Source organism: Ruegeria sp. H8, assembly GCF_056532905.1.
Genome location: NZ_JBQFNY010000007.1, coordinates 121,714 through 138,684, shown reverse-complemented (window position 1 = coordinate 138,684; position 16,971 = coordinate 121,714). Strand labels below are relative to the sequence as shown.

17 protein-coding genes and 1 pseudogene are annotated in these 16,971 nt (G+C 53.9%); 5 read left to right on the top strand and 13 right to left on the bottom strand.

The genetic code is table 11. The features are described 5' to 3' along the window. Window positions 1–100: 100 nt before the first annotated feature. From otnC to ACR0A2_RS16220, 7 genes are read right to left on the bottom strand one after another with little or no spacing between them, the layout of a single operon-like run. The gene (otnC, locus tag ACR0A2_RS16250) at window positions 101–742 is read right to left on the bottom strand and encodes a 3-oxo-tetronate 4-phosphate decarboxylase (protein ID WP_171233613.1); all 642 of its coding nucleotides are present in this window, start codon (window positions 740–742) and stop codon (window positions 101–103) included. After that, the gene (otnK, locus tag ACR0A2_RS16245) at window positions 739–2,016 is read right to left on the bottom strand and encodes a 3-oxo-tetronate kinase (RefSeq protein ID WP_171233614.1); all 1,278 of its coding nucleotides are present in this window, start codon (window positions 2,014–2,016) and stop codon (window positions 739–741) included. Before otnK ends, otnC begins: the two co-directional genes overlap by 4 nt. Next, a complete protein-coding gene (locus ACR0A2_RS16240) occupies window positions 2,013–2,810 on the bottom strand; it encodes an N-acyl homoserine lactonase family protein (RefSeq protein WP_152456633.1) in 798 nt (265 codons plus the stop codon). The genes otnK and ACR0A2_RS16240 overlap by 4 nt, the downstream gene beginning before the upstream one ends. Then, window positions 2,807–3,094 carry a putative quinol monooxygenase gene (locus ACR0A2_RS16235; protein ID WP_480836109.1) on the bottom strand — a complete coding sequence of 96 codons (288 nt, stop codon included), beginning with the start codon at window positions 3,092–3,094 and terminating at the stop codon, window positions 2,807–2,809. The genes ACR0A2_RS16240 and ACR0A2_RS16235 overlap by 4 nt, the downstream gene beginning before the upstream one ends. After that, entirely contained in the window at window positions 3,094–4,605 is a 1,512-nt protein-coding gene (locus tag ACR0A2_RS16230; protein ID WP_480836107.1) for a tripartite tricarboxylate transporter permease, read from the bottom strand. Before ACR0A2_RS16230 ends, ACR0A2_RS16235 begins: the two co-directional genes overlap by 1 nt. 4 nt (window positions 4,606–4,609) lie before the next feature. Next, entirely contained in the window at window positions 4,610–5,359 is a 750-nt protein-coding gene (locus ACR0A2_RS16225; RefSeq protein ID WP_480836105.1) for a hypothetical protein, read from the bottom strand. A 57-nt stretch (window positions 5,360–5,416) separates the two neighbouring features. Further along, entirely contained in the window at window positions 5,417–6,424 is a 1,008-nt protein-coding gene (locus tag ACR0A2_RS16220) for a Bug family tripartite tricarboxylate transporter substrate binding protein (RefSeq protein WP_171364195.1), read from the bottom strand. 136 nt (window positions 6,425–6,560) lie between these two features. Here ACR0A2_RS16220 and ACR0A2_RS16215 point away from each other — a divergent pair, with 136 nt between their 5' ends. The 4 genes from ACR0A2_RS16215 (at window position 6,561) to ACR0A2_RS16200 (ending at window position 11,454) form a co-directional block, all read left to right on the top strand. Next, window positions 6,561–7,649: an isocitrate/isopropylmalate dehydrogenase family protein gene (locus tag ACR0A2_RS16215; protein ID WP_480836102.1), complete on the top strand. Its 1,089-nt coding sequence runs from the start codon at window positions 6,561–6,563 to the stop codon at window positions 7,647–7,649. Further along, complete coding sequence (locus tag ACR0A2_RS16210; RefSeq protein WP_480836100.1) at window positions 7,646–8,677, top strand: Gfo/Idh/MocA family protein; 1,032 nt, start codon at window positions 7,646–7,648, stop codon at window positions 8,675–8,677. Before ACR0A2_RS16215 ends, ACR0A2_RS16210 begins: the two co-directional genes overlap by 4 nt. Further along, window positions 8,674–9,351: a GntR family transcriptional regulator gene (locus ACR0A2_RS16205; RefSeq protein WP_171641878.1), complete on the top strand. Its 678-nt coding sequence runs from the start codon at window positions 8,674–8,676 to the stop codon at window positions 9,349–9,351. The genes ACR0A2_RS16210 and ACR0A2_RS16205 overlap by 4 nt, the downstream gene beginning before the upstream one ends. A 168-nt stretch (window positions 9,352–9,519) precedes the next feature. Then, on the top strand, window positions 9,520–11,454 hold the full coding sequence (locus tag ACR0A2_RS16200; RefSeq protein ID WP_480836098.1) for a DUF3604 domain-containing protein: 1,935 nt from the start codon (window positions 9,520–9,522) through the stop codon (window positions 11,452–11,454). Window positions 11,455–11,663: 209 nt separating this feature from the next. Here the strand turns inward: ACR0A2_RS16200 and ACR0A2_RS16195 are convergent. Next, window positions 11,664–11,816, bottom strand: a pseudogene (locus tag ACR0A2_RS16195) (adenylate/guanylate cyclase domain-containing protein); the annotation flags it as partial. Between the two features lie 271 nt (window positions 11,817–12,087). Here ACR0A2_RS16195 and ACR0A2_RS16190 point away from each other — a divergent pair. Further along, window positions 12,088–13,620 (top strand): phospholipase D family protein, encoded by a 1,533-nt coding sequence (locus tag ACR0A2_RS16190; protein ID WP_480836096.1) that lies wholly within the window; start codon window positions 12,088–12,090, stop codon window positions 13,618–13,620. A gap of 105 nt (window positions 13,621–13,725) precedes the next feature. Here ACR0A2_RS16190 and ACR0A2_RS16185 read toward each other — a convergent pair whose 3' ends face one another. The 5 genes from ACR0A2_RS16185 to ACR0A2_RS16165 all read right to left on the bottom strand — a co-directional run bounded on the left by ACR0A2_RS16185 (window position 13,726) and on the right by ACR0A2_RS16165 (window position 16,962). Continuing rightward, complete coding sequence (locus tag ACR0A2_RS16185; protein WP_480836094.1) at window positions 13,726–13,929, bottom strand: hypothetical protein; 204 nt, start codon at window positions 13,927–13,929, stop codon at window positions 13,726–13,728. A 27-nt stretch (window positions 13,930–13,956) separates the two neighbouring features. Beyond that, the gene (locus tag ACR0A2_RS16180) at window positions 13,957–14,241 is read right to left on the bottom strand and encodes a CIA30 family protein (RefSeq protein ID WP_480836092.1); all 285 of its coding nucleotides are present in this window, start codon (window positions 14,239–14,241) and stop codon (window positions 13,957–13,959) included. 50 nt (window positions 14,242–14,291) lie between these two features. Then, window positions 14,292–14,744, bottom strand: coding sequence for a TspO/MBR family protein (locus tag ACR0A2_RS16175; RefSeq protein WP_171171727.1), 453 nt, complete (start codon window positions 14,742–14,744; stop codon window positions 14,292–14,294). 13 nt (window positions 14,745–14,757) lie between these two features. Beyond that, entirely contained in the window at window positions 14,758–15,099 is a 342-nt protein-coding gene (locus tag ACR0A2_RS16170) for an aggregation factor core (protein ID WP_480836090.1), read from the bottom strand. Window positions 15,100–15,981: 882 nt separating this feature from the next. After that, window positions 15,982–16,962 (bottom strand): CobW family GTP-binding protein, encoded by a 981-nt coding sequence (locus ACR0A2_RS16165; RefSeq protein WP_480836088.1) that lies wholly within the window; start codon window positions 16,960–16,962, stop codon window positions 15,982–15,984. Between the last annotated feature and the right edge of the window lie 9 nt (window positions 16,963–16,971).

Sequence of the window (16,971 nt, the reverse complement as noted above, 5' to 3'; positions counted from 1 at the left end):
GGCTTTCTTGCCATAGATTCCGTTCATTAAACTCAAGTTTAACGCCCATAGCCCTGCACGGTTTGCCCAAAAGTCTGCACAGTCAGTATTTTGCGTTGGATTAGTTCCCTCCGAATGTCTCTTTGAGTTCTGCGACTTGTTCTGCATCCAACGTTCGGGTTGGCATACCCCGCAGTGCCACGAGCAACTTGGCCGTTTCTTCCAACTCTTCTGCTGCACAGACCGCTGAGAAAAGATCCTTTCCCGAGACGACGGGTCCGTGGTTGGCCAACAGTACAGCACTGTATTTACCGCTCAGTTCGCGGATCAGGTCACCAGATTTCGGATCACCCGGCTTGACGTATGGAACAAGTTTGACCGTGCCGACGCGCATCACCACGTACGGCGTCAGCGGAGGAATACAATCATCTGGATTGGTGTCTTCCAGACACGACAGGGCGGTGGCCCAGGTCGAGTGCAAATGAACCACCGCGCCCGCTTCTGGTCGAGTCTCATAAAAGGCCTGATGCAGAAAAACCTCTTTGGTCGGCTTGTCGCCAGAGACGTGGTTTCCATCCAAGTCAATCTTGGCGATGCGCTCGGGGTAGATATCTCCTAAAGTTGAGTTGGTTGGCGTCATCAGGATACCGTCGTGTAGACGTGCGGAGACATTGCCCGCAGTGCCGACGGAAAATCCACGCTCAAACAGCGAGGCACATAACTCCGACATCTGCTGCCGCAATACCAATTCTTCAGATTTCATGTGCCTGCCTCCATCATTCTGAGAGCCTTCAAAAAGAAGTTCGGAGCGCCAAAGTTTCCAGACTTCAACGCCAGCGCGATGGGTTCGGTTTTTCCAACGCTCAGGACCGGCACGCCCGGGTCAATCTCTGGCCCAACCGACATGGCAGGAGACCCCAGTGCCGCAGACACAGCCTTGGCGACAGCGCCCGACGTCTCCCCTCCTGCCACCACCAATCGCTTGTACCCTGTCAGGACAAGTTCTCGCGCGGTATCTGCAAAGAGATTGTCCAGCTTTTCCGCTACTTCTTCCTGACCAAATTGGTTTTGGATCGCGCGCACATCTTCCGGGTTTCCCGACGAATATGCGAGCGGCGCCTGACCCAAGTGCGTTTCAAAGAATTCCAAAAGCGTTTGCGTGGTCACATCTCCGCACATGACGCCCGGAACATCAATTGCGAAGGTCGGATGGGAACTCGCATGAACATCGATCTGCTCACGAGTAGCGCCTGAACAAGACCCCGCAAGGATCGCCTCGGGCCCCGTGATACCAGGGAGCACACTTCCAGCACTATTGGGTGAAGCCCCTCTCAAGAAGTTTCTTGGTAACCCCAGTGCTATGCCCGATCCCCCAGTAATGAGCTTGGCATCCTTTAGAGTTTCGCCCCAGACCAACAAATCTTCATCCGAAATCGCATCGCCAATCACAAATCGTTCGTCGGCGTTCTGCAAAGCAGCAGCAATCGCCTCGGATCCTTGCTTCACGGCGTCAATGGGCACCAACCCGACCGCTTCTTCGGTCTGACGCTGCAACCATCGCCGGATGTTTGCATCCGTCATCGGAGTAAGAGGGTGATTTTCCATCCCAGACTCGTGCAACAGCTTGCCGTGCACAAAAAGATGTCCCTGATAGACGGTACGCCCCGTGGTGGGAAAGGCCGGACAGAAAACCACCTTTTGCGCACTCAGTTCATTGGCCAACGCTTCCGCAACGGGGCCGATGTTTCCCGCCAACGTGGAATCGAAGGTCGAGCAATACTTGAAAATGAACTGACCGCATCCTTGATCCGCGAGCCAGCGCAGGGCGCGCACGCTATCTGCAATGGCTTCATCGACGGGTGCAGTGCGGCTTTTGAGAGAGATCACACCCGCTTCGATCGCCTCGTCCGCCGGGGTAGTTGGAATGCCTGTAAACTGAGCCGTTCGTAACCCACCTTCCGGCTCAACGCCCTTTGCCAAGGTGTTCGCAATATCACTCGCACCAGTGAAGTCGTCCGCTATGACGCCGATCTTCATAATTTGATGTCCCTCGTCGGCCCTGGATCCAACCTATGGATATGCGGTGCTGCTCCGATGGGATAAACCTCGCGCACAAGTGGATCATGGCCGGGCACTATGAGTCGAGGATGCGAAGCCAACCTCTCGAGCGTCTCGAAACCATCCATCATGTCCTGCAGGTCGACGACGATGGGAAAAGCTTTGCGCGCCATGAAATTCTCATAGTAATGCGAGGCGTCCGAGGCCAGAACCATCCACCCGCCTGACGTCCTTACCCGAACGCATTGCAACCCGCGCGAATGCCCCCCGATGCAGTGCACCGTGACCCCATCAGCTATCTCGGCTTCTCCGTCGTAGAATATGACGTGGCCTGAATAGAGACGCTTTACGACCTCGCAAATATGGCCCGCCGAGAAAGGCGCACGCAGATGATCGTGGCACATACAGGGGCCCGTGGCGAAGGCCATTTCCGCCGATTGCATATGCAACTTCGCGTTAGGGAACATATGCAGCCCCCCCGCGTGGTCATAATGAAGATGGGTCACGATGACATCGGTCACCGCTTCGGGCGAAATACCTAAGGGCCGCAAAGCCTCGCGAGGGTCCATCGCGATGGGACGACCCCGGGCAGTGGCCTCGCCGCTATCGTAACCAGTATCGACCAGAATGACTTTGTCGCCACGTTTGAGCACCCAAACGAAATAATCCATCGCATGAGGCGCGTCGTGATTGTCATCCAAGATGAAGCTATCGCGCCGAGTGCGGGCATTGCGATCTGCATATTTGACGGCGTGGATTTCCCAATCGTTCATCGGATGACCTCGGAATACTGGTGAACAGCTTTGGCTTCTATCATATCAGTCACCGCAGCATCGAAGGACTTGAAATGCGGGCTTTCGAGGTGAACGCCGAACGCGGCAGCGTCCTCATAAACCTCGTAGAGGAACACTGTCTCGGGATCGTCACCGAGGCAAACGTCAAACTGATGGCATCCGGGTTCTTCACGCAAAGAGGTTGAAGCGTTTTCGACCATCAGCGGTAAAAAGGTGTCTCTCGTACCGGGCTTGAGAGTGAAGGTGACAGTAACCGCAAACATCAGACAGAAATTCCTTTTAGGCGTGAGAAAGCGCGCTTTGCGACAGGCAGTTGGCTGAGGATCAAACCAATGTTGAGCAGCAGCAGAATGGTCGCACCGGGTCGAGAAAAGAAGACCGAAAGATCCCCGTCCGACAAGAACAGCGACCGGCGGAAGGTTTCGTCAAACAGGCCGCCCAGAATAACGCCGATAACCAACGGCGCGATTGGGTATTTCATCAGGTTCATGAAATAGGCAACGGCACCCACACCAAGCATAAGGTAGAGATCATTGATGCCGCCACCAACGCTGAAAGACCCAATTGTTGTCAGAACCATAACGACGGGCAAGAAGATGGTCTGCGGGATGGCAAGTATTTTGATGAATACACGAGCGGTGAAAAGCCCCATAAGGAACATCGTCAGTGACGCCAGCACTAAAATTGCAACCACGCGCAGAATGATCTCGGGGTCTATCGTGGGTCCTGGGATCACGTTGTTGATCTTGAACGCCCCCATCAAAGCCGCGGCGGGTGGCGAACCGGGGATACCCAACACTAAGAGCGGGATTAGCGCACCACCAATACAGGCGTTGTTTGCAGTCTCAGAGCACAGCAGACCTTCCAATGACCCTTTTCCAAACTTGTCGCCCTCAGCAGATACGGTCTTACCGACACCGTAGCTAACCCACCCGGCGACATCTTCGCCGACGCCGGGAAGTGCTCCTACCCCAGTCCCAATCACTCCTGACCGGCCAATGGTGGGCAGGTAGCGTCGAATAGATCGAAGGTTTGGAAGAATACGGCCTTTCAGTTCCAGAACTTTCCCGGCCTCAACGTGCCTCAAACCGTCAATGATTTGGGGAATGGCAAAGGCCCCCATCAAAACTGGCACGACCTGAAATCCGCTCATCAGGTACGACCAGCCGAAAGTATAGCGCGGCTCAGACAACAGAGGATCGAGCCCCACCATGGACATCGCAAGCCCAATCAAACCCGCGATCCATCCCTTAATCACCAGGTCTTCGCTCATCAAAGTGCCAGAAAGCAGAATGCCGAACAGGGCCAACAATGCTTTCTCTGGGCTTGCGATGTTCTTTGAAACCAAAAGCAGCGCCCAGACAAAAATCAAAAGCGTGATGGTTCCGATAACCGTGCCAATGAAACTGGCTGTTGTGGTCAGCCCTAGTGCTTCGCCCCCTCGACCCGCTTTGGCCAGAGGGTAGCCATCCATGGCCGTCGCAGCGCTGGCTGCCGTGCCCGGTATATTCAGCAGGATTGAAGGGTAAGAACCACCGTAAATCGCGCCGACATAGGCCCCGAGCAAGGCAATGAGCGAATAGTCGAGCGGGATTTTGTTACCGAAGAAGCCCGTCAAGATCGTCACGGCCAGGGTTGCCGTAAGTCCGGGCAATGCTCCAAATGCGATGCCCAGGAATACGGATGCGACCAAGTACAGATAGGTCAGCGGGTCCACTGCCAGGCCCACGAAAGCGGCCCCAAATCCAGCGAGTTGCGAAAGGATAAAGTCCATCCGGTCAGTCTTTCCAAAGCGGACGAAGCGTCACGTAATAGTGGTATTCGATTTGCTTGAAGATCAGTCCGCCGCGCGCGGGCACGTTCTGCCGGAAAACAAAGGCCATCGCGCTTACAAGGATGAGCGGGGCAAGTATCGCCACCACTGGAACGAACCGCAAAACGCGTTCAGTAACCGCTTTGGACAACACCACAAGTGTAAGCGTGACCCAAACGGCCAATGTAAACCAATCATCACCGTGTTCATTCCAATCCGCCTGCGCGGGAAACACGGCGAACGCAAACAAACCGGCAGCGACAACTGCGACACAGGCCACCAAAGCACGCCGCGCATGACCCCCGTAATAGCCGTAAGTCAAAGCCGTGATCAGCAACCCAGAGCACAAAATGAAGTCCACTCTGGGAACCAGTCCGACGACATATGCAAGAAGGATCAGGCCTATTGTCGAAGCACGGTAGGCTTCGCACTTATCCCATCCAATCCCCAAGGCACTGAACGCGTTTTGAGCTCCGCCCGAACGGACCGAAATAGCCAGCAAAACGAAGGAAAGGACAAGTAACCCGCCGAAGATGAATAACGGTACAATTGCAGCCGAGTTGTACCAATCAGATCCACTTACACCGGCGCGGTTTTCACCCCAAAGTGGAATGTCCAATGTCTTCCAAAGGAAAAAGAGGGACACTGTGATAAGAGCAATCGCTGCCCAAAAATCGCGCGTCCGCAGGATCAGTGTTTCGTCAGGTTTGTCCATGGCCTGCCTCCTTCAGGAAAGGGCGCGATCGAACGCGCCCTTTCAAAATTGATCGGATTAGGGCTTTTCGATACCCAGCGAGGCCGGATCGACAGTGGCGGCACCTAGGTCCTGCAAGGTATAGGCAAAGGTAGCCTCAAGATTCGCAAACAATTCTTGAGCTTCTTCGCCGTGCTGACCGCCGACATCGTATTTGTTTGCCGCAGCCCATTCAGCGACGGTGTCGGACGCAATCGCCTGCTCGAAGGCATCACCAAGTGCGGCCTTTACGTCATCTCCGGCTGAACTGTGAACTGCAAACCCGATGGCTTGTTTGAGCGGCAGATACTGGTCGAGCCCGTCATAGATGCCAAAGGCAGATGGCACTGTTGTGCCCGCAATCTGCGCATCTTCGGGCGTCAACATCGCAAGCGGTTTCAATTGGCCACCCTCGATCAATGGGGCCTGTTCAGCCAGTGAAGTCACAACCAACGCAACTTCACCCGCTATCGCCGCTTCCTGCCCGGGTGCTGAGCCTTTGTATGGAACAAATTTGAATTCTGCACCGGACCCTTTTTCGATGGCCAGAAGGTTCAAGTGGTGGATCGAACCTGCACCGGAAGCCGCTGCTGGAATAGTACCCGGAGCAGCTTTGGCAGCGTCGACCAGTTCTTCCAGCGTATTGTAAGGGCTGTCCGCTGGAACCGAGATCAGATCAGGCGATCCGCCGACAATAAACGGATACCAAAAATCAAATTTCTTGTCCCACCCCCCCTGCACAGCGGCCGTGACATTCGATTCAGACAGACCAACCAACGTGTAGCCATCGTCTGGTTGGTTCATGACGTAGACCATGCCGTTGGAGCCTGCGACCCCACCTGTTTGATTGATCACATTGATCGAAACCGGAAGGTGTTTTTCCATCTCGGCCATGATCATTCGGTTGATCGTGTCCGTGCCACCACCGGCCCCCCAGACCACAGCTGTGGTGATATCACGATAGGGATAATCCTGCGCGGCAGTTGCCCCTGCGATCCCGGTCGCCATCACGGCTGCGGCCGCTAACCGCCCTAGCTTTAGTTTCATTTCCAAGTCCTCCCAAAACAACTTCGCGTTTATTGTTGCATTTATTTGCGTATACATTAAAGAATGCATTGTCAACGGGCTGTAGTGGAAGCTGCTATCGCGCTATGAATGCAAAACGGGAAGGAAGCGGGCCAAAATGAAAAAGACTTACGATATCGCGGTTTTCCACGGGGACGGGATCGGCCCGGAAATTATGGCGCCTACGCTTGAAATTTTGCGCCATCTCTCGCGCGGCAATCCGACCTACGAGCTGGCGTTTACAGACGCACCAGCAGGCGCAGGCCACTACGCCAAAACTGGAGAATCTTTCCCAACAGAATCACTCGAAATTGCACGCAAGGCCGACGCGATTCTGCTGTCAGCAATGGGTTTACCGGATGTTCGATATCCTGACGGAACCGAGATTTCTCCTCAGATAGACCTGCGAAAGCAGCTTGGCCTTTTTGCCGGCGTGCGTCCGGTAAAGGTAAGCAGCGGACAAATGACCCCCTTGGCGCTGCCTCCCGGAAAGGAGATCGACTTTGTTTTGATTCGTGAAAGCACCGAAGGGTTGTTCTTCACCCAAGGAACGGGCGAAGTCACGGAAGATGAGGCGCGTGAAACCCTTGTGATCACCCGAGAGGTATCCGAAAAACTATTCCGCTTCGCGTTTGACCTCGCTAAAAACCGGAAAGCATCCGGTCGCGGCCAAGGACGGGTCACCTGTGTCGACAAAGCCAATGTATTCCGCGCCTTTGCATTCTTCAGATCAATCTTTGTCGCCGAGGCCGCACGCCATCCCGATTTACAAGCAGACCATGCTTATGTTGATGCGACCGCCCTCTGGATGGTCCAGAAGCCTTGGGAATTCGATGTTTTGGTAACTGAGAATATGTTCGGAGATATCCTCTCTGACCTTGGTGCAGGTCTTATGGGCGGTCTTGGACTGGCTCCTTCAGCAGATATCGGATTGAACCACGCCGTGTTCCAACCCTGCCACGGCTCCGCTCCGGACATTGCGGGACAGGGTATTGCCAACCCTTTTGCAATGTTCCTGTCCGCGGTAATGATGCTTGAATGGCTGGGTTTGATCCATGATCACCCGGAACTGTCCAGCGACGGCGCTCGATTGCGCGAGGCCGTGGAAAAGGTGGTGGCGAACGGTCAAAACCTGACGCGAGACTTGGGCGGCAAAGCTGGAACTCAGGAAGCGGCCTCAGCGGTATTGGAAGCATTGCCGGCATGAGTACTAAAGAAGCCGTTCGGGTCGCGTGTGTAGGTGCGGGATACTTCAGCAAGTTCCACTACGAAAGCTGGTCAAGAATGCCTGGCGCTGTTCCAGTTGCATCCTGCAACCGTGATATCAAAAAAGCGAGGGAAACTGGGCTGGCGGCTTATGATGATCTGTCGAAAATGTTGGAGGCAGAAGAACCGGATCTCGTGGACATCATCCTTCCACCTGTGGCGCAGGCCGAGGCCATCCGCACGGCACTGCGGTTTGGTATCAAGTGGCTGATCTGCCAAAAGCCATTCTGTTTGTCTCTGGGTGAAGCGGAGGAGGTTGTTTCCGAAGCAGATGAGGTTGGCACAACTATTGTCGTACACGAGAACTTTCGCTTCCAGCCTTGGTACCGCGCAATCAAGGAAGCGATGGCTGAAGGTCGAATTGGAACGCCTCTACAAGCGACTTTCCGGCTTCGGCCCGGTGACGGACAGGGACCACGCGCCTATCTGGACCGGCAGCCCTACTTTCAGGACATGCCGCGTTTCCTCGTTCATGAAACAGCGGTTCACTGGGTAGACACGTTCCGTTTTTTGTTCGGGGCGCCCAGCGCGGTTTATGCCGACCTGCGTCGAGTGAACCCCGTCATCGCAGGCGAGGACGCAGGTTACATCTTGTTTGATCACCCCAACGGCTTGAAAGCTCTGTTCGACGGGAACAGGTGCCTTGATCACAGTGCCGAAAACCTGCGCCAAACCATGGGCGAAGCGCTTATTGAAGGAACGAAAGGATCGCTGGTTCTTAACGGCGACGGTTCAGTTGAACTGCGCGCTTTTGGAAAACAGAAGCGACAGCAGATTCTACCTCCGAGCGATCACGATGGATTTGGAGGAGACTGCGTCCACGCCTTGCAAAGTCACGTCATTTCGGGCCTTCTACGGGGCACGCTGTTGGAAAACACGGCCCGAGAATATTTGGATGTGATCCGCATAGAAGAGGAAATCTATCTCTCGGCTGCGGAGGGACGAAAGATCAACCTGGAGACGCCGTGAAGGATCAGGACGCAAAAACTCTTTCCAATACACAACGCGCTGTAAGGGATTTGCGGCGGATGATCCTATCCGGCGAACTTGCTGCCGGAACTGACCATCTGGAGTCGGAACTCGCCGAAACCCTTGGCATGTCCCGCACCCCGATACGAGAAGCTGCGCTGATGTTGGAAAGTAAGGGGTTGCTGGAAATGCGGCCCCGCAAGGGTGTGCGGATACTGCCTGTTTCATCAGACGATATGCGTGAAATTTACGACATACTGACGGAACTCGAGAGTCTCGCAGCACAGCGCGCCGCCGAAGCGGGTTACTCGGAAGATGAATTGGCGGTACTCGCCGGATCAATTGCAAAGATGGACCAAGCCATCGAAGCCGAAGACCTTGAAGCCTGGGCCGAGGCCGATGAGCTGTTTCATCAGGAACTCGTGCGTTTAGGTGGCAACAAACGGGTCGAAGCGATTGTGGCCATGATGAGCGACCAAGTTCGTCGCGCACGCGCAACGACACTGTTTATCAGGCCGCTACCAGTCAAATCCAATGAGGATCATCGTGTTGTTTTCCAAGCGATAAGTGAAGGTCGTCCGGATGTGGCGCGCGAACGCCATCGAGAACACAGGCTCCAAGCCAAGACTATGCTTTGTGGGATACTCGAGAAGCATCGGCTCAACAGCCTTTGAGCCACTTGGACGGCTCTTCGAAAATTCATTAAATCGCTAGGACCACGGGATAATTTGCTGCGCCCGGCTCGTTGCAGCCATTTGGTGAAGTTCACCGAGGGTCTACTCCTCAAGTGTAGAAGACATTTATTCTCGGCCGGAAATACTCCGTACCGGAGTTGTGTTATGATGCCTACAATTATGGAGGAAAAGTTGTTTCGCTATGTTTTGCCCGTCGCTCTCATTTTGGGGAACCCAATCCATGCTCAGGATGCAATAAACCCGTCTGGGCTTTCTGGACCTTCTGGTCGCCCTTATTCACCTTACGCTGAGCGTGCGTATCCAACTCAAGTCTATTTTGGAGACACCCACGTTCATACCGGACTTTCCGGGGACGCTGGCGGCGGCGGGACACGCCTGATGCCGCGAGATGCTTATCGGTTTGCGCGTGGCGAAGAGGTAATCTCTAACACGGGTCAACCAGTAAAACTTTCGATACCTCTCGATTTCTTCATGATTACAGACCATTCGGATGCGATGGGAGCAATCACCGACATCATTGGGGGTGCACCCAACATCCTGGCGGATGAGCAAGGCAGATATTTCCACGAGGAATTCAACAAAGGTGGGGAAGCCGCCTTGGCAGCTGCGCTTGAGCTTACCGCGGCATTTGCTCAAGGACAGGTTTCCCCTGCGCTGAACTATCAACCCGGCAATCCCGCTTACGCCCGTGTTTGGGACGACATTATTGATGCCGCGGAGGAGTACAATGACCCAGGCGTGTTCAGCACCTTAATAGCCTATGAATGGACATCTCTGGTTGCAGGGAACAATTTGCACCGAAATGTGATATTTCGCGACGGCCCTGAGCTCACAAGGCAGATACTGCCTTATACAACGACGCCCCCGGTAGGCTCACCAAACCCTCGTGAGCTTTGGAAGTGGTTGGAAAACTATGAGCAAACAACTGGCGGGCGTGTGCTTGCTATTCCGCACAATGGAAACTTATCGAACGGCTGGATGTTCCCGCTCGTTGACGATTTCGCAGACGGGGTGCCGTTGGATCCCGCATATGCAGAAGCGCGAAACAAATGGGAAAGGCTATATGAACCAACCCAGATAAAGGGGGACGGTGAGGCCCACCCGCTCCTTTCACCTGATGATGAATTTGCTGACTTCGAAACGTGGGACTTCGGTAACCTTGATGCTTCGGTTCGAAAAGAGGCGGATATGTTGCCCGGCGAATATGCCCGATCCGGGTTGCTTCGCGGCCTGTCGCTTCAAAAAATTCTTGGGGTGAACCCTTTCAAGTTTGGTTTGGGTGGGGCCAGTGACACGCACACAGGTTTGACCGCCCCTGACAACGACAATTTCTTCGGAAAATTTACCGGCTACGAGCCCAGCGAAGAACGGAGCCAACATGTCAGCAAGACGTATGCTGACGGGACTGTTGCGCTGCGGTCGTCGCAATATATTACCGGCGGTCTGACAGCAGTATGGGCCGAGGAGAATTCCCGCACAGCCATCTGGGATGCGATGCATCGGCGTGAAACTTACGCAACAACAGGTCCCCGAATGCGCGTCCGTATGTTCGGTGGATATACTTTTACCGAAGAGGATGCCTTGCGGCGGGACTTGGCGCTTGTGGGATACACCAAAGGTGTGCCGATGGGTGGCGATCTTGGCCCTGGGGAAGGCTCTCCTACTTTTCTGGTATACGCGCTTCGTGATCCGATAGGAGCAAACTTGGATCGAATCCAGATCATAAAGGGTTGGTTAGATGCAGATGGAGAGCAACGGGAAAAAGTCTACGATGTGGCCTGGTCCGGTTCCCGCGAACCAGATGCCGCTGGTAAGCTGCCATCCATAGGCACCACAGTTAACCTTTCAATCCCCTCGTGGACCAACACGATAGGTGCTTCTGAGTTGGGAACCGTGTGGCAGGATCCCGACTTTGATCCGTTAGAAAGCGCGTTTTACTACGCCCGAGTGATTGAAATTCCGACACCCCGCTGGACGGCGTATGATGCCGTTAAGTTTGGAATACAAATGCCAGACAATGTCCCATTGACAGCGCAGGAACGCGCATACACTTCGCCAATTTGGTACGCCCCTGACCGATAGTCCGAGCTTACTGACTGTTCTGCTTTACGCTCTAAGCCCTCATAAACTGCGTCGAATACTTCAAGTATTTCAGCCATTTTTTGAGGTCGCTCGATTGGTCATAGCGCATGGATGCCGAATGGATCGGAGAAACCCTTGATCATGGTTCCACCAAATGTGTCCAACACATATGCCGCCACCGACAGATCGAAGACTTCTTGATCAATCAATTAAAGGCTTCCGGTTTTCTGCGTCTCTGTCCCAAGGTAAGCAGCAAGGTTTACGGTCGATCCGATACAAGTATACGTCGCCCAATTATCCGTACCGGCATAGCCTGCGACGACTTCGCCAGTCGCTATTCCGATGCTGATTTTCAGGTTACTTTTCCCTTCTGAGCGCCGTTCGTGAACTTACATCTCAATCGTGTTATGCATTTCGTGCCCTTCCTACGCTGAGCTTTGCGCCAAGTTCGGCGGCGGCTGCGGAACTCCAAAAAGAGCCATCAAACCGTCGCCCAGCATCAGACTGACAATTCCGCCATTGCTGGTATGCGAAATCAACACTTACAAACGAAACAACCTCAGGCGTCATAGAACAAACTTGCCATCGCATGGTCCGGCGTAGTCACCTAGGGCATACGGTTGGAGGAAACCTATGGCGCAATGGAAGTTCGTGATTGGGTTTTGTTGCGCGCTGTTTCTTGTCGCTTGCGCTCCAAAATCCCGTACATATGAAAAGACAGCATCGGCTGCGCTGCCGGCGAATTCGGGCACGGCTCTGGGCCAGGCGGCCGATCGCCTAGGGGACCCCAAAGACGGTCGGTCAGGCATCAAGCTGATCAGTGATGGAGAAGAAGCGCTTGTTTCACGGCTGCTGTTGGCGGCTGCTGCCGAGCGAACGATAGACGCGCAATACTACCTTCTGCACGATGACCCAACAGGTCACCTTTTTGCAGCCAGTCTTTTGCAGGCAGCAGATCGGGGTGTTCGTGTCCGATTGTTGCTGGATGACATGGACACGTCCAGCTATGACGCGATGACGGCCGCGTTGGACAATCACAAAAATATTGAGATCAGGCTATTCAATCCATTTTGGCGAGATCAGAGCCTTTTGATTGCAGGTATCACAGATTTCAAACGCATCAATCGAAGAATGCACAACAAGTCCATGACGGCAGACAATGTGTTCACGATTGTGGGTGGAAGGAACATCGGTGCCGAGTACTTTCTGGCCCGGGAAGAAATGAACTACGCTGATCTGGATGTGCTGGCCGCAGGCCCCGTTGTGCGCGAGGTGTCGCGTAGCTTTGACTCTTACTGGAACAGCGAGTTCGCCGTTCCGGCGCGTGCGGTCGTTGGGGAACCCGAAGAATTTGACCTTAGCGATGCGCGAGGCAGGTTGAAGGAACTGGTCGAAGAAGCGAAGCAAACGCAGTACGGCGCCGCCCTCAGAAAGTCAGCACAAGAGAACTTCGCAGATGGAGCCCTGTCACTGGATTGGCTGCCTGCGAAACTATATGCTGATCCGCCTTCAAAAGCGGCGGGTCTGGATAGTTCAGACCCCGTTCTGGCATCTCAATTGCTTCCGTATTTTGAGAATGCCCGCAGTGAGGTGAATATCGTGTCCGCCTATTTTGTGCCGCGCAACAACGGTGTGAAATGGTTGACCGAACTCGAGAAGCGCGGGGTCGACGTAAAGGTCGTAACCAATTCACTTGCATCTAACGACGTCGCACCCGTTTACGCACACTACGCTAAAAAACGCCGAGCACTTTTACGCGGTGGAGTAGAACTTTACGAACTGCGACCCGACGCTTATCAAGTTCAACGCCGCGGGATTAACTGGGCTCAATCGCGATCAGGCCTACACTCCAAGGCATTTGCGGTTGATGACCGATACTTGTTCGTAGGGTCGTTCAACTGGGACCCCCGGTCTGTCAACATCAACACCGAGATGGGAATTCTGATTGACTCGCCAGCAATGACTGCACAGACGATGGGTGCCTTGGACGACGCGCTGCCCGCATACACATATCACGTCACACTCGAGCAAGCTGGCCAGCTTAAATGGACGACAAGAGATGATGATGGCAACGTCCTTGAATACGAATCCGAGCCGACAGGATCAGCCTGGGATCACATAGTTTCCGGTTTCCTGAGTATTTTGCCAATTGGGTCGCAGCTTTAGGTCTTTTTGACAAATAATCTGATGGCGTGTCGCCCTTTTTGGGGGGCGCGGCTACACCGAAATGGGGATGCCCAGACGTATTTTGGGCCATCGCCCGGGCGACCTTCAGTAAAACCCAATCTCGCTGACATCCACACGGGCCTCGTGATCACGCCCATAGGCTACAACTCCAACCGAGGTGATTTCGTCAGCGACGGGAATAGCGCGCAACATGGCACCTGAAGCTTTGAAGTCTGACAAAGGCAAAGAGACTTCGGTCCAGTCTTCTGAAGTTGGAAACTCGGCCTGATAGTATTGCCAAGGAAGCACGGTGCCACGTGTCCTGAGGTGAACAAATTATTGCTCGCCGTTACCCCGGACCAACAGCCTTACGCCCGATACGCCAACATCGGGCCGATCAGGCACCTTGTGTCGGAACTGGATGAAGCCGCCGTTGTTTTTTGTACTGACGGTTCCGGTCAGACGCGCGAATGCGACATCACCTTCCAAACGAAACTGCACTTGCCCTGAAGAGACGCCTCCCATGACTGTGTCCGCAACATAGTCCCAACGCGTCTCCGGAGACTTGGAAAAGTCCTCAGCAAGGTTTTCATCAGCCTGTGCCATTGTAGATCCGAGCATAACAAGCCCCGAAAAAAGCCCAAAGAAGTTGGCACGCATGTTGTTCCGTCTCAATTCAGTATCGCAATGGAAAGATTAAGCGCCGTGGCAAATGCGACCCATGCACAATACGGCAGGAAGGCCAGCGCGGAGACTGGATCCGAGTTCCTCACCCGAGCGATGAACACGAAGATGACAGCCAGCAACGCAACAATGACCACAAAGGCAACCCACGGCATTTGCAGTACGAAAAAGGTTGGTGACCACAAAAAGTTCAGCCCCATCTGCGCCCACCACAACTTCATGGCGGCCGAGCTCCGGTCTGCTTCGAACTGGCGCCAGCCCGCCATCGCGATCAAAACATAAAGCGCCGTCCAAACCGGGCCAAAAATCCAATTTGGTGGATTGAAAGCAGGTTTAGAAAGTTGCGCATACCAATCACCGGGTGCGGTTAGTATCCCGATCAGGATGCCGCCTCCGAGCATGAGCGCAAGAAATGCTATGCGGATCAACCAGTTCGACATTGCCGGGCAGTTCTCAGCAATCCTTGGTCATCACGTTGACGAACGCTTCGGAAGAGAAGGTCGCAGTATTGGTCTCATCCGAGGCAGTATATGACACCATGGCGCCCTCGATCTCCGACCCAGAAACAGTGATTTCGCGTTGCCCAATGGTGTCATCTACATCGATGGTAAAAGCGAGTTGTTCCCCTGCCCCGAGGGAGGCGATCTCAAGTTCAATTGTATTTTGCCCGTCCACGACCGAAGGAAGCTGACGCAGTGCGTCAGCACCTTCAACGAATTCGAGAGGTTGAAAAACCTCCACGCCCGCGCCTTTTTCGGTAACGTCGAAAATCAAACGTCCGGCAGATTGCGACAAGTCAATTTTGACGGTCGAGGCTACGACGTCGCAAGTTCCGACATTTGTCAGAACAAAACGATCCTTTGGTGCGCCCTCTACGAAGCGAATTTGAACACCAGCTTGAAGCGATGTGGCTGCGAAAAACCCAAGGGTCGCAGCGATAATGCCGGGTGGAAGCATTCTTTTCTCCTGATTAAGAGGTACTTGATAAATACGCCTCGGCGGGTGTCTTGGATCAGATTACACCTTTTGCCTATCGTGGTTCAGCCAATAATTGCTTTCGAAGTTGCGGCTACAATCGCGCCTCGGAGATCAAGTGCGGCCTCGATGAAATGCAGGTGGCCAATAACTTCGACTGCCACGGGTGGATCGTCGGAATCGCTCCCAAAGTCCCTGATAAGAAGCTCCGCACGCAATTCACCGGGAACATTGGCGGGCAACACTGACGCGCAGTGCTTTGTTCCGACCTCGCCTGACTTTGTCAAAACACTGACGTCACCCGCTGCATGGCTTCCAGATTTTCCTCGGTTGAAAAAATATAGGCATCCTGTCTTTGCCCCTAGAACCCCAGAAAAGGAGATTTGCGACCCGAGGTAACGCCTCGGGCCCGTGGAAAGCAGAAAACAACTCGGCATCTTGTCCTCCGGCTGTACTCGGCAATCCGGGTACTGGGGCCGCATCTTCAAGTTCTGGATCTGAGGCGTCCTGCGCGCAAGCAACCTTGCCCGATAATACAAACGCAGTGGCAGGTTTGGGCCATGTGATCGCTTGAACCAATTCCCTATTCTGTATCGGCAATCAGGTGTTTCTCCTTATTTGGTCGTTGGCGCTGCGGGTTTTCGAGCGGTTACGAGTTGGAATTTAAGAATCACACGCAAGCAAGTTTGGTCGAACTTGCCGCTATGCGGTCGCCAACAACGCATCGGAAAGCTCGTATTCTGACAGGGCACCCGGTGCACCTATTGCAACAAGCCTTGTTTCGCGTTTTCGGTGGCCCCATACCCCATCCCTTGCGATGTCCATACGTTTTCCAACGACCTGAACGAGAATGCGATGATCCGGGTCCTCCTCGCTAAAAACAAAACCCTTGAGGCGATAGACATCGCCTGGAAGCTTCCGAATTGCGTTCCGGAGAGAAGATAGGCTTATCGGGCGTTCAGCTTTCATCATGGTTGTTGAGAAACTGTCCGAGTGATCAGAGTGGTCACAACCACAATCTGGTCCATGTTCGTGATGATCGGGTATTGTTGTTTCGAGCTGTTCGGCGGCAAAGCGACCAACGGAAAGAAGTATATCCAGTGGGACGTCGGCATTGACAGCTTCGACCAGGCGATATCGACGGAAGCGAGACCCAAGCCAATCGTGCACCTTCTGAACAGCTGCCCTGTCGACGAGATCGACTTTGTTCAAAATAACCATGTCCGAGAACGCGATTTGACGGAGCTTCAGTTCCATTTGTTCCGGCGCAGCAAATAGCTGTTCCGCATCGACAAGACACATTAGGCTGTCCAAGCGGATCATGTCCCGAAACTTCTGATCGGTAAATGTCATCGCGATTGACGACGGGTCCGACACACCACTTGCCTCAAGGACGATGTATTCCGGCTTCTCAGGCCGGGCAAGTACGGCTTCCACCGTTTCGATCAGGTCATCTCGTATCGAGCAACAAACGCAACCATTAGCCAAGCTCATCACATCATCTTCGAGGCCGACTACAAGATCGGCATCGACATTGATGGATCCAAAGTCATTTACCAGAACCGCAACCCGCAACCCGTGATTGCCTGTCAGGATGCGGTTCAAAAGTGTTGTCTTACCGGCTCCTAGAAAGCCGGTAAGGATCGTCACGGGGATCGCAGAAGTCGAACCAAATTCAATCATCGTTCGATC